This is a genomic window from Flindersiella endophytica (genome assembly GCF_054779015.1).
In genome coordinates this window covers 150,643-170,258 of the sequence record NZ_BAAGYY010000027.1, presented here as the reverse complement: position 1 = coordinate 170,258, position 19,616 = coordinate 150,643, and the positions used below count along the sequence as shown (strand labels likewise).

17 protein-coding genes are annotated in these 19,616 nt (G+C 69.6%); 8 read left to right on the top strand and 9 right to left on the bottom strand.

What is annotated here, in order from left to right:
* The first annotated feature begins 27 nt into the window (after nucleotides 1-27).
* Entirely contained in the window at nucleotides 28-1,071 is a 1,044-nt protein-coding gene (locus tag ACYVF6_RS33075) for a DNA polymerase Y subunit UmuC family protein (protein WP_460526926.1), read from the top strand.
* Nucleotides 1,072-1,109: 38 nt separating this feature from the next.
* On the top strand, nucleotides 1,110-1,613 hold the full coding sequence (locus ACYVF6_RS33070) for a GNAT family N-acetyltransferase (RefSeq protein WP_460526924.1): 504 nt from the start codon (nucleotides 1,110-1,112) through the stop codon (nucleotides 1,611-1,613).
* A gap of 12 nt (nucleotides 1,614-1,625) precedes the next feature.
* On the opposite strand, the gene ACYVF6_RS33065 is transcribed toward ACYVF6_RS33070, so the two are convergent.
* The 3 genes from ACYVF6_RS33065 to ACYVF6_RS33055 all read right to left on the bottom strand — a co-directional run bounded on the left by ACYVF6_RS33065 (nucleotide 1,626) and on the right by ACYVF6_RS33055 (nucleotide 5,264).
* Nucleotides 1,626-2,813: an MFS transporter gene (locus ACYVF6_RS33065; RefSeq protein ID WP_460526922.1), complete on the bottom strand. Its 1,188-nt coding sequence runs from the start codon at nucleotides 2,811-2,813 to the stop codon at nucleotides 1,626-1,628.
* Between the two features lie 184 nt (nucleotides 2,814-2,997).
* Entirely contained in the window at nucleotides 2,998-4,209 is a 1,212-nt protein-coding gene (locus tag ACYVF6_RS33060) for a helix-turn-helix transcriptional regulator (protein ID WP_460526920.1), read from the bottom strand.
* A gap of 578 nt (nucleotides 4,210-4,787) precedes the next feature.
* Nucleotides 4,788-5,264 carry a GreA/GreB family elongation factor gene (locus ACYVF6_RS33055; protein ID WP_460526918.1) on the bottom strand — a complete coding sequence of 159 codons (477 nt, stop codon included), beginning with the start codon at nucleotides 5,262-5,264 and terminating at the stop codon, nucleotides 4,788-4,790.
* A 392-nt stretch (nucleotides 5,265-5,656) separates the two neighbouring features.
* On the opposite strand from ACYVF6_RS33055, the gene ACYVF6_RS33050 reads away from it, so the two are divergent.
* The 4 genes from ACYVF6_RS33050 to ACYVF6_RS33035 all read left to right on the top strand — a co-directional run bounded on the left by ACYVF6_RS33050 (nucleotide 5,657) and on the right by ACYVF6_RS33035 (nucleotide 11,268).
* Nucleotides 5,657-6,790 carry a glycerophosphodiester phosphodiesterase gene (locus tag ACYVF6_RS33050; RefSeq protein WP_460526916.1) on the top strand — a complete coding sequence of 378 codons (1,134 nt, stop codon included), beginning with the start codon at nucleotides 5,657-5,659 and terminating at the stop codon, nucleotides 6,788-6,790.
* 96 nt (nucleotides 6,791-6,886) lie between these two features.
* On the top strand, nucleotides 6,887-7,483 hold the full coding sequence (locus ACYVF6_RS33045) for a hypothetical protein (RefSeq protein WP_460526914.1): 597 nt from the start codon (nucleotides 6,887-6,889) through the stop codon (nucleotides 7,481-7,483).
* Between the two features lie 4 nt (nucleotides 7,484-7,487).
* Nucleotides 7,488-8,009, top strand: a complete 522-nt coding sequence (locus ACYVF6_RS33040; RefSeq protein ID WP_460526912.1) for a flavin reductase family protein — start codon at nucleotides 7,488-7,490, stop codon at nucleotides 8,007-8,009.
* 25 nt (nucleotides 8,010-8,034) lie between these two features.
* Nucleotides 8,035-11,268, top strand: a complete 3,234-nt coding sequence (locus ACYVF6_RS33035; protein ID WP_460526910.1) for a BTAD domain-containing putative transcriptional regulator — start codon at nucleotides 8,035-8,037, stop codon at nucleotides 11,266-11,268.
* On the opposite strand, the gene ACYVF6_RS33030 is transcribed toward ACYVF6_RS33035, so the two are convergent.
* The 6 genes from ACYVF6_RS33030 to ACYVF6_RS33005 form a co-directional block, all read right to left on the bottom strand.
* The gene (locus ACYVF6_RS33030) at nucleotides 11,213-12,070 is read right to left on the bottom strand and encodes an alpha/beta fold hydrolase (protein WP_460526908.1); all 858 of its coding nucleotides are present in this window, start codon (nucleotides 12,068-12,070) and stop codon (nucleotides 11,213-11,215) included. The genes ACYVF6_RS33035 and ACYVF6_RS33030 overlap by 56 nt on opposite strands.
* A 56-nt stretch (nucleotides 12,071-12,126) precedes the next feature.
* Nucleotides 12,127-12,927: an ABC transporter permease gene (locus ACYVF6_RS33025; RefSeq protein ID WP_460526906.1), complete on the bottom strand. Its 801-nt coding sequence runs from the start codon at nucleotides 12,925-12,927 to the stop codon at nucleotides 12,127-12,129.
* Nucleotides 12,924-13,892, bottom strand: coding sequence for a DrrA family ABC transporter ATP-binding protein (locus ACYVF6_RS33020; protein ID WP_460526904.1), 969 nt, complete (start codon nucleotides 13,890-13,892; stop codon nucleotides 12,924-12,926). Before ACYVF6_RS33020 ends, ACYVF6_RS33025 begins: the two co-directional genes overlap by 4 nt.
* Nucleotides 13,893-14,081: 189 nt before the next feature.
* Nucleotides 14,082-14,498 carry a DUF4234 domain-containing protein gene (locus tag ACYVF6_RS33015; protein WP_460526902.1) on the bottom strand — a complete coding sequence of 139 codons (417 nt, stop codon included), beginning with the start codon at nucleotides 14,496-14,498 and terminating at the stop codon, nucleotides 14,082-14,084.
* A gap of 86 nt (nucleotides 14,499-14,584) precedes the next feature.
* Complete coding sequence (locus ACYVF6_RS33010) at nucleotides 14,585-15,349, bottom strand: phosphotransferase (protein ID WP_460526900.1); 765 nt, start codon at nucleotides 15,347-15,349, stop codon at nucleotides 14,585-14,587.
* A gap of 44 nt (nucleotides 15,350-15,393) precedes the next feature.
* Nucleotides 15,394-16,038: a hypothetical protein gene (locus tag ACYVF6_RS33005; protein ID WP_460526898.1), complete on the bottom strand. Its 645-nt coding sequence runs from the start codon at nucleotides 16,036-16,038 to the stop codon at nucleotides 15,394-15,396.
* A 129-nt stretch (nucleotides 16,039-16,167) separates the two neighbouring features.
* On the opposite strand from ACYVF6_RS33005, the gene ACYVF6_RS33000 reads away from it, so the two are divergent.
* The gene (locus tag ACYVF6_RS33000) at nucleotides 16,168-18,816 is read left to right on the top strand and encodes an MFS transporter (RefSeq protein ID WP_460526897.1); all 2,649 of its coding nucleotides are present in this window, start codon (nucleotides 16,168-16,170) and stop codon (nucleotides 18,814-18,816) included.
* 553 nt (nucleotides 18,817-19,369) lie between these two features.
* A partial coding sequence (locus ACYVF6_RS32995) for a hypothetical protein (protein ID WP_460526895.1) occupies nucleotides 19,370-19,616 on the top strand: 247 nt, incomplete at its 3' end.

Below are 19,616 nucleotides of genomic sequence, written 5' to 3'. Positions count from 1 at the left end.
GTAGTCGAACATGTGTACGATAGGATCATGTCGGCGGGTCCAGTGATTCATGCCGATGCGGACGCCTTCTTCGCCTCGGTCGCGGCGCGGCAGTGTCCGGAGCTGGCTGGGCTGCCGTTCGCCGTGGCGGCGCACGTTGTGGTGGCGTGTCCGAGCTATCCGGCGCGGGCCTACGGCGTTCACGGCGGGATGTATGTCGAGGAGGCGTTGGCCCGGTGTCCCGGGCTGCGGCTGGTCGAGGTGCCGCAGGCGGCCGTGGAGCAGGCGAGTGAAGAGCTGTTCGACTTGTTCGAGAGCCTCGCGGCCGCTGTCGAGCCGGGGTCGATGGAGGAGGCGTTCCTCGACGTCTCGGCCATGAGCTGGGGCGAGGCCGAGCAGGCTGCCCGGGAGCTGCGCCGCCGGGCTCACGACGAGCTCGCGCTCGCGGTGACGGTTGGCGTAGGCAGGACGAAGCTGATGGCCAAGCTCGGCTCCCGCGGTGCCAAGCCCGATGGCCTGGCCGTGATCGACACCGAGCGCGAGCACCACCTGCGCCGTACCACTCCCATCGGCGACCTGTGGGGCGTCGGCGGGCGTACGTCGGAGCGGCTGCGACGCTACGGCGTCTCGCACCTCGCCGACCTGGAAACGCTCTCCGATACCGAGTTGCGGTTGTTGTGCGGCACCACCATGGCCCGGCGGCTCAGGCAGATGGCCGCGGGCACCGACGACGCGACCGTACGCGCCGTCGCCCGGCGCACCACGTTTCGCGCCGAAGGCTCCGTCTCCGGCTATGCCCGCGACGACCGGACGCCCCTGCAACTCGTCCACAGCTGCGTGGAACGCGTGTGCACCCGGGCCCAGCACGCCGGCCTGGCCGCCGGAACGCTCGCCCTCGTACTCACTCCCGTCACCGGAACCGAGCGCACCAGGCGGCGCCGGCTGCTGGATCCGACCAACGATCGGGCCGAGTGCCTGGCCGTGGCTGAGGAGCTGCTCGAGGCCGAGCCGGTTCCGCAGGAGCTCGATCGGCTGGGCGTCACGCTCGGCTCGTTGGTCAGAAGCGACCGCGTGCAGCTGACCTTGTTCTAAGCCGTCCCAGCCCGCCGATCGGCTGCCAGCATGGGCGAATGGACTACCGAGGACTCGTCAAGCGCATCCCCCTGCCGCCCGGATGGAGCGCGCCGGCATCGCTGTCGTACGAGGACATCCGCGCGCACGCGCTCACCCGCCACCACCTCCACGACGACGTGACGGGCATCAACGCCAGCCTCGAGCTGATCCGCCGTACGCGCGGCGGCCGCTGGCCGACCGAGCCCGTGACCGAGGACTTCAACTACGTCGATCTCGTCTGGCACGAGTGCGAGTTCCGCGAAGGCGACTCCTTCACCTACGCCGTCTACGACGACGCCGGCCAGTACCTCGGCTGCTGCTACCTCTATCCCATGGGCAGGCGCCAGCCGCTCACCGAGGACCTCGTGAAGTACGACGTCGACGCCAGCTGGTGGGTAACGCCCGACGCGTACGCCCGCGGCCATTACGCCACGCTCTACAACGCCCTCCGCCACTGGACGACCACCGAGTTCCCGTTCTCCAACGTCTACTACTCCAACGCCGAGATCCCAACGGAGTAAGGCGCGCTGAGGTCAGCGTGAGCGCAGCGGTGACAGCTCGCGGATCGGGGTGCGGAGGGAGACGGCGATCGGCACCGCGGTGGCGGTGGCCAGCGCCATCAACCCGAACGCGACCGCCGGCAGGCCGACCAGGAAGCCGACCACGGTGGTCAGCAGGACGCCGCCGAGTTGGCCGGCGAGCCAGATCAGGGCCGCGGCCGTGCCTTCGGCGACTTCGGTACGGCGTTCGGCCAGTTCCAGCACGATCGGCAGGGCGGGCAGCAGGGCCAGGCCCACCACCGTCAGCGCGACGAAGCCGGTGCCGACGCCCGGTGCCACGGCCAGCAACGCGCAGCAGAGCGCGCTCAGCGAGCCGGCCAGCAACAGGAAGACGACCTCGCGGCGCAGGCGGCTCGCCCACACCGGCACGATCAGGCAGCCGAGCACGCCGGCGACCACCTGGAAGACCAGCATCAACGACGCCGTGTCGACGCCGACGCCGGCGGGGGAGAGCAGCGGCTGGCTGTAGGTCATCATCGCGACCGACACGCCGAACGGCATGAACACCAACGCGCACAGGCGCCGCAGGAACGGGTCGCTCCAGGCCGAACGCAGCGCGCCGAGCCCGGTCGCCGGCGCGGCATGGGGCTGCGCACCCGGCCGGCGGAGCGCCACGAGGAGTACGGCGAAGGCCAGCACGGCATACCACGCGCTCACCGCGTTCAGCGTTCCGAGTGAGCGCTCGGTCGAGAAGACCGCCGCCAGCCCGAACGCGCCCACCATCCCCGCGAACGTGCTGGCGGTGGCCACCGAGATCCCCACCGGCCGGTTCTCCGCGCGAAGGTAGCGTCCCGTCACGCCTGTGATCGCGTTCAGGACAAGCGGCTGGCCCACCGCGACGATCGTCTGGCCGGCGAGCAGCCACAGGTACGAGTCCCCGGCCAGTCGCAGCAGGCCGCCGAACGCAGTCAGCCCGGCGCCAAGGATCAGGGCCACCCGGAACCAGCGGTCGAGGAACAGTCCGGCGGGTATGGACAGCACGACCGCCACGAGCGGGAAGACGTTCGCCAGCCAGCCGATCGCGTTCTCGGTGACGCCGTAGTGCCGGGCGGCGACCGTCGTCACCGGAGCGAACGTCAGCCACAGCAGCTGCGTCGCCGCGCCGACCAGGGCGAAGGCGACGATCACCAGCCAGCGGCTGGGTGGCCTGGAAGCGTCCACAGGCCGGAGCCTAGCGCCCTCAAGGCGCCGGCTCCCTTGGAACGAAGCGAAGAGCAAGAAACGTCAGGTGGAGCTTGCGGGCTCGCAGCCCACGGGTAGAGGCCACGCACAAGCTCGCCGTCCCGAAGCGGCGGCGAGCCCGCGCGCCCGCGCCGCCGCCGCGCGGAAGAGAGAGACCTCGTGCCTAGCCAGCGACCAATCTTCGGCGGCCCGGACCAGGCGGCAGCTTGCCCGCCGTCATGCCGGACCCGTTGGCCAGTTGCCGGGCCGCGCCGACCCAGCCGTGCTCGGCGGCCCGGATGCCGGCCTCGAAACGGCTACGCGCGTCGAGCCGTCCCATCAGTTCGGCCATCATCCGGCGTACGGTCCGCAACGAAACCCCGAGGTGCCGCGCCGCGGACGCGTCGGTCATGCCCTTGCCGAGCAGGCGAAGCAGGTCGAGCTCGGCGGGGGAGGGCTCGCGTTCGACTATCTGTGCCTCGGCCAGCGGCGTCGCGCTGGCGGCCGGCATCGTGCTCGCCGCCCGCGCATGCCCCCAGACGTGTTCGAACAAGGAGGACAACGCCCGGGCCATCGCCCGGTTGCGTACGACCAGCGCGGTCGCGGTCTGGCCGTCAGCAGGCACCAGCGCGATCGTGCCGTCGACCACCATCATCGGCGGCGGCATCAACGTAGCCGTGCGGGCCAGACCACCCACCGACTGCAGCCAACGAATCTGGTTGAGCACAACGGGATCCGACACCAGCCCGCGAGCCATCAACAACTTCACCGCAACACCGCGATCCAAGGTCTGCTGAATGGCCTCCGCCCGGATGTCGAGCGCGACCCCTCTGGTGCCTTCGGCGAGGACGCACACCACTGTGCTGGTCGCCGAGGCGAAAAGTTCCTCAACCCGTGAACGCACGGCGCTCATGCCACGGGACACGTCTGGTTTGCCTGGGCGTTCGTCGGGTTCATCGCGTACCTGGGTCGAATAAGCCGATGCCAACGCTTGTACCGCCTCGTGCGCACGAGCGAGCTCCTGCTGCTGGGCGGCGATCTGTGCTTGTTTCCGGGCGAGCAGGGGACCCAGGGTCCGGCGTGGATCGACAGGGGTGAGCGCCACAACGTCGTGGGTCGAGCCGTTGGTGTTGCCCGGGCTGATGGAGGTAACAGGGTTGCTCGTGGTGGTGCTATGGCTGCCGTTGCTGGCGGCGTTGCCGGCAGGGCTGATGGTGCCGCTCGGTCGCGCAGGAGTCACCAGGCCCGCAGCCGCCAATCGCTGCAGGGTCTGCTCGGCGACCGGCCGGGAGATTCCAAGCCGGTCGGCTACCTCGGCAGTCGTGCATTCCCGCTGGTCCAGTAGTACGCGGTAGGCCTCGTGCATTTGCCGATCGAGGCCGAGCACATCGGACATGCGCTGGCTCCTTCGGGTATAGCCGGTGGGTCACACCCCCGCATCTGTACGTGATTCTGCTTCTTTTTGGTGCCGCTTAACAGCGGAAGTGCGCCAAGCTGTGGAAAACTTCCGCCGAACGTACGAATATGCAGGGGATTTGGCCGTTTTTGCTATGGATTCGTGGCCAGATTTGGACTTGATCGTACGGCGCGGCAACCAAAACCGGATTGTTGTCCACAGCGCTCTGTGGGGAACCGGCGGCTGTACGGAGCAGTAGGTGAACTCGGGGGAAAGATCACGTGCGTTCGACGTTCCCGTGAAGCCAGCTGGATCCGGTGATCATTCCGGCGAACCAGGCCAATGCGGTGCAAGCCGCCGGACATTTTCGGCCGGCTGGGCCGTGGCAGCATGAAGGCGCGCGAAAAGACGCGGTGTGGAAGGCGCGGATCTGTGGACAGCGCGCGGAGAATCAGCGAGCGCCAGGCCGGCGCGTGATCGCTCCGGTGTCCAGAGAATACGGTCGGGCGCGCGCCCAAGTGAGGCACGCGCCCGAGACCCGTGTCGAGCTCCGGCCACTCGGGCCGGAAAGAGGTCTGTTATGCAGCCGCCACGTTCACGATCTCGACCGTCAGCTCGCCCGCCGGCGCGGCGTAGGTGATCGCCTCGCCCTTGCGGTGGCCGATCAGCGCCTGCCCCAGCGGGCTGGTCGGCGTCAGCGCCACGACGTCGGCGTCCTGTTCCTCGATCAAGCCGACTTGGTAGGTCTCCGTGCTTCCGTCGTTGAACCGGAGAGTCACGACCGAGCCGACCGCCACGGAACCGTCGGCTGCGCCACAGGCGACGGTCGTCGACGCGAGGAGCTCGCGGATGTGGGCCAGCTTGTTGTCGACCTTCTCGATTTCGATCTGCTGAGCGAACACCGATGCCTGGTCGATCAGGTCGCCCCCTGTCTCGGCCTGGCTCTGCTCGACGATAAGTTCGGCACGGCGCTGGACGAGGGACAGTTCCTCGTGTTCCAAGCGCGTACGAGCCGAAGCGGAGAGCTGTCGAGTCGGTTGATCGAGGATACTCATGGCAGCCTCACTCCCTCAGTAGCCCCAAAAAACGCACGACGACCGGTCCGCACACATAGCCCCAATGCGATATGTCTAAGACCCGGCCGCCGACGTCGACGAAGGACCTCATCTTCTCATGCCTACGCCATTTTTGGGATGGCGTTTCAAGCATTGGACGTCACGACGTGAACATGCGGTGACTCCCTGCATGTTTACCTGCCGGACCGAGGTCCGTCAAGATCCCGCGAAGGAGTCTGAAAGCCGCCTGTCACCTGGACGCCGCTTGCTGTTTGAACGGAGGATCACAGCATCCGGTTCCCTCGGCGAAGGTCTTTTCAACACTCCGAACCACAGGGAGGGACGCGATGCCCAGGCAGCGTTCCCGCTTCATACGTTCACTCTCCTTGGCCGTGCTGGGCGCGACAATGGGCACGATGGCGTTCGCGATCGGTCCCGTCACAGGCACGTCCGCCGGCAACGCGGCACCACAACCGCACACGCCAAGGACGGGCCACGACCGTGCGCGGCCCGATCCGATCGTCATCGCCCACCGCGGCGCCAGCGGCTACCGGCCCGAGCACACTCTCGCGGCGTACCAGCTCGCCATTGAGCAGGGTGCCGACTACATCGAGCCCGACCTGGTGTCGACCAAGGACGGAGTGCTCGTCGCCCGGCACGAGAACGAGATCTCGGGTACGACCGACGTGGCCGACCACCCGGAGTTCGCGAGCCGCCGTACGACCAAGTCGATCGACGGCAACGCGGTCACCGGCTGGTTCACCGAGGATTTCACCCTGGCCGAGCTGAAGACGCTGCGCGCCAAGGAGCGTCTACCCCAACTGCGCCCGGCCAACACGGCCTATGACGGACAGTTCGAGGTCCCGACCTTCCAGCAGGTCATCGACCTGGCCAAGCGTGAGTCGAAGCGGCGGCACCGCGCGATCGGCGTCGCGCCGGAGACCAAGCACCCGACCTACTTCGACTCGATCGGCAAGTCGCTCGAGGAGCCGCTGATCGCGACGCTTCGGCGCAACCACCTCGACCAGAAGAACTCCAAGGTCGTCGTCCAGTCGTTCGAGGTCGGCAACCTGCAGGAGGTCAACCGGAAGCTCCAGGTGCCGATCGCGCTGAACATCGACGCGGCCGGCGCGCCGTACGACTTCGTAGCCAAGGGCGACCCGCGTACCTACGACGATCTCGTCCGGCCGGACGGGCTGCGCTTCGTCGCGAGCTTCGCCGACTACGCCTCGGTGGAGAAGAGCCGGATCATCCCGCGCGACTCCGCGGGCAGGCTGCTCGCTCCGACCACGCTCGTCCGCGACGCGCACCGGGCCGGCCTCTCGGTCGTGTCCTGGACGTTCCGGACGGAGAACAGCTTCCTTCCCGTCGACTTCCGGACGGGCACGGACCCGGCGGCGCATGGTGACGGAGTGGGTGAAATTCAGCTGTTCATCCGACAAGGACTGGACGCCTTCTTCACCGACTTCCCGGACCTCGGCGTAGCGGCGCGCGACGGCTTGCGCGACGGTCGCGGCAGGCTGTAGAACCTCTTCCCGACACCGGGCGGCAGGGCGCGGCGAAGCCTTGCCCGCCCCAGTGACGGAGCTGCGACGGAGCCTGAGCGGGAGGACGGATCACGGATGGATTGGTCGGAGCTGGTGGGCACGAAGGTCCAGCTGCCGCCGCCGGGCAACGAGCTGAGCCAGAGCAACGGGCAGCCGCCCGCCGCGGAACCGCCGGCGGCGGTTCCGCCTCCGGCTCCCGTTCCGGCCCCGGCTGCCAAGACCAGCCGGAGCGCCAAGGCCACCGCAGCGAACCGGGAGAACCCGCTGTTCGCGGGCTCGGCGGCCGATCCGGCCAAGGCACAGGCACAGGCACAAACACAGACACAGGCACAACCGCAGCCGTCCGCCGTTCCGCAGGCACCGGCGTACCTGCCGCGGCCGAAGACCGTCAGCAGCCTGCTGACCGTCCCCACGCTGATGAACCTCACGTTCGCGACGACGGTCATCACGCTGTTGTGGAAGCTGCTGCAACGCTGGTTCGGCGCGGCGGCCGGCCAGTGGGTGCCGCTGGTGTGCTGCCTGGTGTTCGCCGGCATCTCGTGGATCGCGTCGTACGCCACCGCGCGCACCAACGCCGTCACCAAGGTGGTCACGCTGCTGGTCGCCGTGCTGACCGCGTTCATCCTCACCGCCGCCGTGATCGGGATCGACGTCGCCGTCCTGCAAGACTGACGGGGTGATTTCTGGACAGCATCCGTTCCTGCCGCCCGAGAACGAGCGCAGCCCGGTCCGACGGTTGCGCGGCCGGCTGACCGCGCCGGTCACGCTGTGGACCGCGCTGTCAACCGGCCCAGCCGGAACCCAGCGGGCCGGGCTCCCGATCTCGGCGGTCGTGGTCGCCGACGGTGAGCCGGGGCACGTGCTCGGCCTGGTCGACGCCGACACCGAGCTCTGGGAGCTGATCGAGGAGTCCGGGCGGTTCGCCGTGTCCGTGCTGCGCTGGGAGCATCGCGACCTGCCCGAGGTCTTCGCCGGGCTGATGCCGTCACCGGGCGGTCCGTTCCGTACGGGCACCTGGCGCGACACCGAGTGGGGCCCGGTTCCGGCCGGGGTCTCGACGTGGGCCGGCTGCCGGCTGCTGGACGCACGTGAGATCGGCTGGTCACTCGCGGTGGACGGAGAGCTCGAGCACGTCGAGCTCGGAGACGACGCCGACCCGCTGCTGCATCGCAGAGGGCGTTACTTGACTCTCTCTTGAGTATCCACGTGGGAAGCTTGGGGTCGTGCGTATCGGGGTGCTGGGCCCATTGGAGGTCTGGGATGACCAGAGCCGGCCGGTGGAGGTCGGCGGCTTCCGGCTGCGCGCCCTGCTCGCCCGCCTCGCCCTCGATCCCGGCCGGATCGTCACCACCGACGCGCTGATCGACGGGCTGTGGGGCGAGGAGCCTCCGGCCGGTGCGGTCAACGCGCTGCAGTCGCTGATGTCCCGGCTCCGCCGCGTACTCCAGGCACCCGACCTGATCGAGTCCCAGCCCAGCGGTTACCGCCTCGCGCTCGACACCGAAGCGGTCGACGTCCATCGCTTCGAGCGCCTCGCGGGCGAGGGCCGCGCGGCCCTGACCGCCAAACAGCCCGAGCGAGCGGCCGACCGGCTGCGTGCGGCCGGGCAACTCTGGCGCGGACCCGCGCTGAGCGACGTACTCGAGGCGCCGTTCGCCACGGCGCCCGCGGCCAGACTCGAGGAGCTCCGGCTCGCTGCCACCGAGGACTGGATCTCGGCCGAGCTCGAGCTCGGCCGGCATGCCGAGGTGGTCGCCGACCTCGAGCCGCTCGCGGCCGCGCATCCGTTACGCGAACGCCTGCAGGGCCTGCTGATGCGAGCGTTGTACGCCGTCGGCCGGCAGTCCGAGGCGCTCGCGGTGTACGAGAGGGTTCGCGCGGCGCTGGCCGACGAGCTCGGTACGGACCCGGGTGAGGTGCTCGCCGCGATCCACCTCGCCGTACTGCGGCAGGAGCCCGAGGCCGGGCCTCGCCGCCGGCGGCAGCGCATCCAGGTTCCGCTGACCAGTTTCGTCGGACGCGAGACCGAGCTGGTCCGGCTCGGCAGGCTGGTCGAGGAGTCCAGGCTGGTCACGGTCATCGGCCCCGGAGGTGCGGGCAAGACCAGGTTGACAGTGCAGCTGCTGGCCAAACGGGCCGACGAGGAAGGCGATCAGGCCTGGTTCGTCGAGCTCGCGTCCGTGGCCGACCCGATCGACGTCGTGCAGGCGGTCGCGACCGCGGTCGGCGTCCGCGAGGCCGGCATCCTCGACCGGCCGAGCTTCGGCCACATCCCGACCGTACGCGACGCGACGACGAGCCTGATCGACGCGCTCGCACACCGGCAGGCGCTGCTCGTACTCGACAACTGCGAGCACGTCGTCGAGGCGGCCGCGCAGCTCGCCGACCGTTTGCTCACCGACTGCCCGGACCTTCGCATCCTCACCACGAGCCGCGAATCCCTCGGCGTGGCAGGGGAGATGCAGTACCCCATCCCGCCGCTCGGCCAGCCCGCGGACGGCACCCCGGCGTCCGAGGCGATGACCTATCCGGCGGTCCGGCTGTTCGCCGACCGCGCTCGCGGCGTCGTCCCCGACTTCGCCGTCACCGAGGCCAACGTCGGCGCGGTCGCGGAGATCTGCCGCCGGCTCGACGGCATGCCGCTGGCGATCGAGCTCGCGGCCGCCCGCCTTCGCGTCCTCTCACCGGCTCAGATCGCAAGCCGGCTGGACGATCGGTTCCGCCTGCTGACCGGCGGCAGCCGCACGGCGTTGCCCCGGCACCAGACCCTGCGGGCCGTCGTCGAGTGGAGCTGGGACCTGCTCGACGAGCGCGAACGTACCCTGGCCCGGCGGCTCGCCGTCTTCCCCAGCGGCGCGACGCTCGACGCCGCGGAAGCGGTGTGCGCGGGCGACGGCCTGCCGCGCGAGCAGGTGCTCGACGTACTCGACGCGCTGGTCGACAAGTCGTTGCTGGAGAGCTCGCCCGACGAGACGACGAGCGAGACCCGCTACCGGATGCTCGAAACCGTCCGCGCGTACGCCGCCGACCACCTTGCCGAGGCCGGCGAGACCGACGCGGTCCGGCACGCCCACGCGCGCTACTACACCGAGTTCGTCGAGGCGGTCGAGCCGTCGCTGCGTACCAAAGAGCAGCTGCGGGGAATCGCGCGGATGCGTGCCGACTACGGCAACGTGATCGCGGGCGTCCGCTGGGCAGTCGACCACCAGGATGCCGATCTCGCTGTTCGCTTCGGCGCGGCGTTGATGTGGTACTGGTTCATGCAGGGCCTGCGTGCCGAGAGCTCAACCATGCTGGCAGAGCTCGCGAACGTGCCGGGGGAGGCGCCGCCGACCGAACGCGCGGTGGTCTGGATGTTCCACGGCATCAGCGTGATCACCGAAGGCTCCATGGACGAGGGCCAGGAGTGGATCGCGAAGGCGCAACGCCTTTCGGAGCAGGCCGATCTCGCCGACTATCCCATGCTGATGCTGCTGGAAGCCGCGATGGCGATGTTCCAGCAGACCGACCGGAAGGTCGCGCGCGAACGGCTGACCAAGGTGCTGCCGCGGCTCGACCCGTGGAGCTACGGACTCGGCCTGTTCTTCCGTGGCGCGATCTCCGACAACGAAGGCGAAGTGGAGGCGAGCCGCACGGACTTCCGGGCCGCGAAGGAGGTGTTCCGCGAGCTCGGCGACCGCTGGGGCCTGGCGATGACGATGCGGGTCGACGCGTCCACGCTTTCCCTGGAAGGCGATCACGCCGGCGCGATCGCCGCGTTCGAGGATGCGTTACGGCTGATCCGTGAGCTCGGCTCGGTCGACGACGAGGCCGAGACGATGATCCGGATCGCGAGCGAACGTGCGAGGGCCGGCGAGGTCGAACGGGCCCGCCGGGAGATCCGGGAGGCGCTGGCACTCGCCGAGTACTACGGCCAGAGCGAGTCCATGGTGTGGGCACACTGTGCGCTCGCCGAGATCGCCGTGGCCGTGGGCGATCTGGCCGAGGGCCGGGCGGAGCTGGAGCTCGCGCGCACCGTGCAGGTCGGCAAGAACTCCGGGCCGCCCCAGATCCGTACGATCGTGCTCAGCCAGCTCGCCGACGTCGAGATCCTCGAGGGCAACGCCGAAGCCGCCGCCGCCACCATCGGGGAGGCGGTCGCCTGCGCGATGGCGGTCGCCGACCTGCCGATGCTGGCGATCGCCATCCAACGTCAGGCCGGACTCGCCTTGCTGGAGGGCCACCCCGAGCAGGCGGCGTTCCTGCTCGGGGTCGAGACGAAGGTGCGTGGCGTGGCCGACCGCAGCGGCACCGACCCGTTGCGAACGGAGGAACGGGTGCGCGAGCTGCTGGGGCCGGCCGCGTTCTCCGAGGCGTACGACAGCGGCCTCCGGATGCCTCGCGATGAGGCCGTGCGGCTGGTCAGCGACGGTGCAGAACCTCGCGAAGCTTGGCGGCGAAGCGCGCCGGCTGAGTGAGGTAGCCCGCGTGGTCGCCGGGGAACACCACGAACTCCGTCTCCAGCCGTTCGCTGACCGCGAGTCCGCAGCGGAACGCCGGGCTCGTGTCGCCGGACTTGTCGCCGCCACCCAAGATGACCTGCCTGCCGCTGCGCTTGAGGGCCGCGAAGTCCGGCGTGTAGCGCGTGAACGGCAGCATCTCCCGTCCCAGCAGGACGTCGAAGTTGCCGGCCAGCCGCTGCTCGATCTCGGGGTCCCACGGGTTGTCGGCCTCGAGGTCCGGCTCGCGCTGCGGCTCGCTGTCGAACGTCTCGCCGAACTTCGCCATGGCGGGGTAGGCGCCTTCGCTCAGGTAGGTCGCGTAGATCTCCTCGGTGGCCGTGGCCAGTTGCCCGGCGTCCGCCACCAACGTGACGAGCGGCGGCTCGTGGGCGATCGCCGTACGTACCAGCTCCGGGAAGCGGGCGGCGAAGTCGAGCGTGACGATCGCGCCGCCGCTCCCGCCGAACACGTACGCCGGCGCCTCGCCGAACGCCTCGAGCACGCGCCTGGCATCCTCGGCCTGCTCGGCGACGCCGAACGGCGCGTCCGGGTCGGTCTGCCTGCTGCGCGAGTTGCCGCGCCGGTCGTAGGTCAGCACGAGGTACTCGTCGGACAGGATCTCGGCCACCCGGCTGTAGAAGCCGCAGTCGCCCAGGCCGGGCGAGATCATCAGCAGCGTGTCAGGGGTGGTGGTCGAGGGTTGCGCCGGGGCGCCGTGGACCTCGTAGTAGAGGCTCGCACCCGGAACGTCCAGCGTCCCGGTCTTCTTCTCGGACATGCTTGATCTTCCTTTCGTACGTGGATGGAGAGCGTGGTCAGCCGGGCCGGCGGCTGTCAGGTCCGTCGCCGGTAGGCGCGCAGGGCCAGCGGGACGAACACCACGAGCAGGCCGACGGCCCACAGGGCGCTGTACAGCAAGGGCTTCGCGACCGGGCCGCCGAGCATCAGGCCGCGGGACGCGTCGACCAGGAAGTGCACCGGGTTGACGCTGACGAACGCCTGTAGCCATCCCGGCATGGTGTTGGCCGGCACGAACACGTTGCTGCCGAACGTCAGCAGCATCATCACCGGGAAGCCGGCGGCCTGGACGCCCTGTGGCTTCTTCATCGTGAGCCCGAGCCAGACCCACACCCAGCACAGCGCGAGGGCGAATCCCAGCACCACCAGGGCCGCGGCGACCGTGCCGAGGAACCCGTTGGTGAAGTCGAACCCGAGGATGGCGGCGAAACCGATCAGGATCACGATCGACAAGGCGTACCGCAACGCGTCGCCGAGTACGGCGCCGATCAACGGGCTCGACCTCGCGATCGGCAACGATCTGAACCGGTCGAACACGCCCTTGTCGATGTCGTTGTTCAACGTGAGGCCGGTGCCGATCGTCAGGAAGATGGTGTTCTGGACGAGCATGCCGGCCAGCAGGAACTGCAGATAGTCGCGCCAGTTGCCGCTGATCGCACCGCCGAAGATGAACACGAACAACACCGTGAAGATGATCGGCTGCACCGTCACGTCGAAGAACGACTCCGGGTTGCGCCTGGCCTTGACCAGGAAGCGCCAGGTCAACGTCATGGAGTGGCGCAACGCGTGGACGGGGTTCATGCGGGTCGGGGTCTGGGTGTCTACGAGCGTGGTCATGACGCTTTCCCTTCTGAGCTTGCCTCGTCCGCGGCCTTGTGGCCGGTGAGCGTGAGGAACACGTCGTCCAGGCTGGGCAGCCGGATCGCGAACTCGTGTACGCCGATGCTCTGCTCCTCGAGCCGGCGGACGGCGGCAGACATCACCGCCGGGTCGTCGACCGGCACTGTCAACAACGTCTTGTCGGCCAGCGGAGTCGGCGTGCGGCCGGTGACCTCCCGCATCAGCTGTGCGACGGCGTGGAGGTCGCGTGGGTCGGCCGGGCGGATCTCCAGCGTCTGCGCGCCCGCCTTGGCCTTCAGCTCGGCCGGCGTACCGTTCGCGACGACCCGGCCGTGGTCGATCACCGTGATCTCGCCGGCCAGCTGGTCGGCCTCGTCGAGGTACTGCGTGGTGAGCAGCACGCTCACGCCGTCGGCGACCAGGCCGCGGATGATGCCCCAGACCTCACCGCGTGCGTGCGGGTCGAGTCCGGTGGTGGGCTCGTCGAGGTAGAGCAGGGCCGGCCGTCCGACCAGGCTCGCGGCCAGGTCGAGGCGCCGGCGCATGCCGCCGGAGTACGTACTGGCCGGGCGCTTGGCGGCGTCGGCGAGCTCGAAGCTCTCGAGTAGCTCAGTGGCGCGTTGCTTGGCCTGCTTACGCGGCAGGTCGAGCAGGCGGCCGATCAGCACGAGGTTCTCGAAGCCGGTCAGCTCCTCGTCGACCGAGGCGTACTGGCCGGTGAGGCCGACCAGCTGGCGGACCTTGTGCGCGTCCTTGACGACGTCGTAGCCGCCGACTTCGGCGCGGCCCTCGTCGGGGCGGATGAGCGTGGAAAGGATGCGGACAGCGGTGGTCTTGCCGGCGCCGTTCGGGCCGAGCATGCCCTGCACGCTGCCGCTGCGTACGGCCAGGTCGACACCGGCCAGAGCCGTCGTCTTCCCGAACCGCTTCACCAGGCCTTCAGCCTGGATCGCGTACGACATTGTGGACACCTCCGGGTGCGGGGTTCGTCGTTTGGTGCGGACACCGGTGAGTGTTCCGGCGGCCGCTGACAAACCCCGCACACGGCGCTGAGAAGCGCTGAGAGGTGCTGGGAGGTGCTGTCAGGCGCCGGCGTGGATGCCGGCGCCCGTGGTTGCCGCGGGGTCCGCGGCAGGCTTGCTGAGCTGGGCTTATTCAGCCGCAGCCGTGGCGGTCGGAGCCGCCTTGGCGGCCTCGCCCTGGCCGCCGTGCCGCTCCCAGATCTGGTTGAGCGCGGACTGGTAGTAGAGCGTGTGCAGCCCGGCGACGAAGACCAGAATCAGGCCGACGACGGGGCTGCACTGGCTGTCCAGACCGGCGGTCTTCTGGGCCTGCGCGATCCGCTTGCCCGTGTTGTAGACCGAGATGAACGGCGGGACGACGAGGATCCAGCCGAACAGCATCGTCAGCACGGCCTTGGCCGGGCTGACCTTGATCTCGCTGTCGTACTCCTTCACTTCCCGGTTCACCTTGTAGTACCAGACGAGGGAGTAGATGCCGAGGGTGACGATTGGTAAGAGCAACCAAACGGCGGCGACATTCCTGCGCTTGCCGATGGTTCCTGCCATAGAAGTAGCTCCTTTGCTACGCGTTACGTGGAATCGGGAGCCACACATTATGGGGGAAGCGGAGGTGTCGTGGGGGCGGAAAGCCCTTACGAGTTTTCGCCCTCGGCGTCCCAGAGGCGGCGGTAGTAGCCGATGCGATCCTCGTCGCGGTCGATTCCGTACGCGTCCAGCAGCTCGTTCTCGTAGGTGGGCTCGTAGTTCCAGGTCAGGGCGTACGTGGCGACGGCGAGATCGGCCCAGCGGTCCGCGACGCCCAGACTGCCGAGGTCGACGTGTCCGGCGCAGCTGCCGTCGTCGGCGACGAGGGTGTTGGGGGAGCAGGCGTCGCCGTGGCAGACGACCAGATCGTCCTCTGGTGGAGCATCGTCGACCAGTTCGTTGCCGGTGAGGCCCTTCATGCTGGCACGATCGGCGATCCGCCAGGACCAGGGACATTCGCGTACCGGAAGCCGATCGTGCATCGCTCGCAGCCCGGCGCCGATGGCCCGGGCCGCGCGCCGCGGTTCCGCCTTCCATCGGTTCGCGATGGCGGACTCCGCTGGGATCCCTCTGGTGTGCATCCAGGCCGACGTGTCACTGTCGCGGCCGTGGTCCAGCACCTCTGGGACCGATATGAACCGCCCGGCCCAGGTGAGCTTCCGCGCCTCGATCTCGAGATCGATCTCAGGATCGTCGGGTGACCACTTGACGTACTCCGTGCCGGCGCCGCGATGCACCCGATACGTTCGCCCGTCGAGGTCGTTGTGCCAGACCAGCTGGATCGGATCGCCGCCGGCGATCCGGGCGACGATCGGCGGCACTTCCGCGTCGGTGAGGAGCCGCTCGGACTCGGGAGGGCCTGATGGGCTCATCCTCTGAAGCCTGGCCAAGCGCTCCGTTGAGCCGTCCGCGGCTGTCACTGCGGTGCCGCGGCGCCTTCGCAGGCCGTGGCAGACGGAACGCAGAGGTTGATCGTGGTGTAGGCGTCGACCACCTCGACGTCGCCGCCCTTGTCATAGCTCAGGCGCACCCGCGTCCAGCGCTGGCTCATCGAGAACGCCTCGTTCTCCGACTGCGCCACCGCCGGCAGGCGTACGACGAACAACAGCCGGACCGACTCGTCCGGCGGCAGGGAGAAGCCGGCCAGCTTGGGCGCCGACAGCGCGCCGCCCGCGTCGTCGGGCCAGACGCCGCTCGCGGCCTTGGCGTTGATGCCGCCGGGCAGGACGCGGACGTCGGAGACGGTGGCCCAGTGCGGGCCGGCGGAGGCTGGATCGGGAAGCAATTCGGCCTTGACGAGCTTCAGCGGATCGCCGCTGGTGTTGCGTACCGGCTGCAGGTCGAGGCTGACGAAGATCTGCTGGTCGCCGGCGCCGCGGTAGCCGAGCGAGACACCGGTGGGTTGCTCGACGACGAGCGGCTCCTCGCGGGTGAGGATCCAACGACCGCCCAGCGCGATGGCGACCAGAACGGCCAGCGCGACGAGCAGCACGATCGCCCGCTTACCGCGGGGAGGCGGCTGCTCCACGTCCGTTCGTACGGTCGAAAGTTCCTCGAGCATCGGTCCGAGATTGGCAGCGCCGGACCGGGACGTCAAGCAGGCGCACGGCCGGTGGCTCTCCGCATTCTGTCGGACCCCTAGAGTAAGGTCTTTTCCCAGCAAAGCAGCACCAAACCGCGGGGTGAGATCGTGACCACGACCGAGCTGCCGGCACCGTCCTACCGCACGACGTCAGCCGGGCCGGACGCCGAATCGCACGGCCCGGATGCCGGGCCGGTGACCGGCGAGCCGACCGGATCCGCCGACCGGCCTGGCACCGGCCGCACCATGGTCGTGTTCGGCGCGCTGATGCTCGCGGTGCTGCTCGCCGCGCTCGACCAGACGATCGTCGCCACCGCTTTGCCAACGATCGTTGGCGAGTTGAACGGTCTGGAGCACCTGTCGTGGGTGGTCACGGCCTACCTCCTGGCCTCCACCGTGGTGCTGCCGGTCTACGGCAAGCTCGGCGACCTGCTCGGGCGCAAGGGCGTGTTCCAGTTCGCGATCGTGGTGTTCCTGGTCGGGTCGGCGCTGGCCGGCTGGGCCGGCTCGATGGAGCAGCTGATCATCTTCCGGGCGATCCAGGGCATCGGCGCCGGCGGTCTGATGATCGGAGCGCAAGCGATCATCGCCGACATGGTGCCGAGCCGGGAGCGCGGGCGCTACATGGGCCTGATCGGCGCGGTGTTCGGGCTGGCGTCGGTCGCCGGACCGTTGCTCGGCGGGCTGTTCACCGAGCACGCGAGTTGGCGCTGGTGCTTCTACGTCAACCTCCCGCTCGGCGTCGTCGCGCTGCTGGTCACCGGAATCGTGCTGAAGCTGCCCAAGCCGGATGTCCAGCCTCGCTTCGACTTTCTCGGCACGCTGCTGCTCGCCGCGTTCTCCACCTGCCTGGTGCTGGCCACCAGCTGGGGTGGCACGCGCTACGACTGGACGTCGCCGATCGTGCTCGAGCTGATCGGCGGCGGCGTGCTCGCACTCGGGCTGTTCGTTCTGGTGGAGCGGTTCGCGCGCGAACCGCTCGTACCCCTGCGGTTGTTCGGCAGCAGCATCTTCAACCTCGCCGGGCTGATCGCGATCGCGCTGGGCGTGGCGATGTTCGGCACGCTGGTCTATCTGCCGATCTTCCTGCAGATGGTCGACAGCGCCTCGCCCACGGAGTCCGGGCTGCTGATGCTGCCCATGGTGCTCGGGCTGCTCGTGGGCTCGATGACGGCCGGCCGGCTGATGACGAGGACCGGGCGCTACAAGGCGTTCCCGATCCTCGGCACGGTGATCGCCGGCGTGGGCATGGCGTTGCTCTCGCTGCTCGACCAGCAGACCGGTCGGGTCCAGTTCGGCATCTTCACCGCGGTCGTGGGCCTTGGCATCGGGCTGGTCCTGCCGACGTTGATCGTCGCCACGCAGAACGCCGTACGCCAGAGCGACCTGGGCGCGGCCACCGCGACGGCGACCTACCTGCGGCAGCTCGGCGGCTGCGTCGGCGCGGCGCTGTTCGGTGCGATCTTCACCGACCGGCTGATCGAACGGCTCGCCGCCGACCTGCCGGCGGGGTCGCAGGCCGTGCTGCCGCCGATCTCCGCGCTGACGCCTGCCCTGCTGCCCGACCTGCCGGACGCCGTGGTGCGCGGCATCGAGCAGGCCTACGCCGAGGCGCTGCCGCCGACGTTCCTGCTCGGCCTGCCGGTGCTCGCGTTCGGATTCCTGCTCGCCCTGTTCCTGAAGGAGAAGCCCTTGCGTTCCGGCTCGCCCGCCGACTCGTCCAAGCCGACCGTCGTGGAGGTTTCCGTGCACGCCGTCCCACAGCCCCCACCCACCACCCGTCCGATCAACCTGCCGTCCCAGCTCGACGCCGAGCCGGAGCTCGCAGGCGACGTGCCTCGGATGGGGGCCGGGGCGATGGGTGGGCGGGGGTTCGAGTCCGACGTGGAGCCGGAGCTCGAGCAGCCGTACGACGCGGTGCCGGCTCCGGTCGCGGTGGCCGAGGCGGTTCCGGCGGCTGAGGCACCGGCGATCGAGGACGGCCCGCAGCCGCTGCGGGTCGCCGTCCGCCAGAGCGACGGCGAGCCGGTCGAGGCCGCCGCACTCACGCTGACCAGCCTGGCCGGTCAGCAGGTCGCGCGCGGCCGGGCTGCTTCCGGCGGTGACCAGCCGGGGGGCTACCTCGTCGACCCGGTGGAGCCCGGCACGTACATCCTGATCGTCAGCGCCCACGGCTTCCACCCCCACGCGACCGTCGTCGAGCTCGACGACGCGGGTGACCGGCTCGAGGTCGTGCTGAGCGGGGAGAGCGGCCTGATCGGCCGAGTCCGCCGCACTGGTGGCGGTCCGGTCGAGTCGGCCACGGTCACGCTGACCAACCTCCACGGCGAGGTGGTCGCCACCTCGTCGACCGACAGCGACGGCGAATACTCCTTCGGCGACCTGGTGGCCGGCAGCTACACCATGGCGGTGAGCGCCCGCGCCTACCGCCCGGTGGCCCTGGTCGTGCACGTACCCGACACCGGCAAGATCCACCAGGACGTCGAGCTCGTCGGCGGCGCCCGCCTGCACGGCACGATCCGCACCAAGCTCGGCCGCCGCCCCCTCCCGGACTCCCGCGTCACCCTGATCGACTCGACGGGCCGCGTCCTCAACGTCGCCGCCGCCGGCCCGGACGGCGCCTACCGCTTCGTCGACGTTCCGGAAGGCGAATACACCCTGGTCGCGACCGCCCAGCCCCCGGCGGCCTGCACCCTCCGCATCACCGGCGGCGAAGACCACGAACACGACGTCGAGCTCTCCTTCCCCGACGCATAAGGACAGCCTTGCCCCGGCGGGTATTCGCCAAGCTCGAGCCGGGCGCCGTGGCCATCGCCGGCGTGGCCGGAGCGGGCCGCGGCGTGACGATGCAGCACGCAGGTGTGGCGCCTGCCCGCACTGCTGGATGTGCGGCTTTGGCGCGGGCTGCCGCCACCGGCAGGGCGGGAACCGCCGATGAGCTGCGCGCCGGACGCGCTGATGGAGAGCGTCTGTGGCGGATGGCTCGAATCCGTGAGCTCACCGCACCCGGCGCCGCGACTCCCGATCGGACACGCGGCACGGGTTCGCGGCATCGGTCCCGGCAGCGCGACTGTGCTCCGATGGCGTCCGCGGCGCCGTGCCCGATGCGCACTCTCCCTATCCTGCTCGAGAATCGGGCCGAAGGGCGTGTCGGGCATACGGGTGAGGTTCGCGGTGCCGTCAGCGTGGATGCGGGCCACGCGCCGGAGGCGCACATTCAATAGAGCGCGTCCGACGACGGTGCGCATTTGCGGCTCCGCCGCGTGGCGAGTCCGGCGATACTTCTGAAACACGGCCTGGGCCCGGACGGGTGCTCGGCTCCGACACCGCCGCCCGAACGGAACTGCACGAGCTGGCTGACAGTCTGGTCAACGACACCCTGTCCGCGCCGCTACTCCAGGCGCGCATGGCACTGGTCGTCGTGACCGGGCTGGCCGCCGTACTCGCGTGGGTGCTGGACGGGTTGCTGCTGCTGGCCCGCAGCCAGGCCGGCACCCGTCAGCGGCGAACCTGTCGGCGGGCTCGGCCAGCATCCGGCCTATCCCCTGCTGGAGCGT

Coding starts and splice junctions, on each gene's coding strand:
- ACYVF6_RS33075 (WP_460526926.1), top strand. CDS start 28: ATGTCGGCGGGTCCAGTGATTCATGCCGATGCGGACGCCTTCTTCGCC.
- ACYVF6_RS33070 (WP_460526924.1), top strand. CDS start 1,110: ATGGACTACCGAGGACTCGTCAAGCGCATCCCCCTGCCGCCCGGATGG.
- ACYVF6_RS33060 (WP_460526920.1), bottom strand. CDS start 4,209: ATGTCCGATGTGCTCGGCCTCGATCGGCAAATGCACGAGGCCTACCGC.
- ACYVF6_RS33055 (WP_460526918.1), bottom strand. CDS start 5,264: ATGAGTATCCTCGATCAACCGACTCGACAGCTCTCCGCTTCGGCTCGT.
- ACYVF6_RS33045 (WP_460526914.1), top strand. CDS start 6,887: ATGGATTGGTCGGAGCTGGTGGGCACGAAGGTCCAGCTGCCGCCGCCG.
- ACYVF6_RS33030 (WP_460526908.1), bottom strand. CDS start 12,070: ATGTCCGAGAAGAAGACCGGGACGCTGGACGTTCCGGGTGCGAGCCTC.
- ACYVF6_RS33025 (WP_460526906.1), bottom strand. CDS start 12,927: ATGACCACGCTCGTAGACACCCAGACCCCGACCCGCATGAACCCCGTC.
- ACYVF6_RS33020 (WP_460526904.1), bottom strand. CDS start 13,892: ATGTCGTACGCGATCCAGGCTGAAGGCCTGGTGAAGCGGTTCGGGAAG.
- ACYVF6_RS33015 (WP_460526902.1), bottom strand. CDS start 14,498: ATGGCAGGAACCATCGGCAAGCGCAGGAATGTCGCCGCCGTTTGGTTG.
- ACYVF6_RS33010 (WP_460526900.1), bottom strand. CDS start 15,349: ATGAGCCCATCAGGCCCTCCCGAGTCCGAGCGGCTCCTCACCGACGCG.
- ACYVF6_RS33005 (WP_460526898.1), bottom strand. CDS start 16,038: ATGCTCGAGGAACTTTCGACCGTACGAACGGACGTGGAGCAGCCGCCT.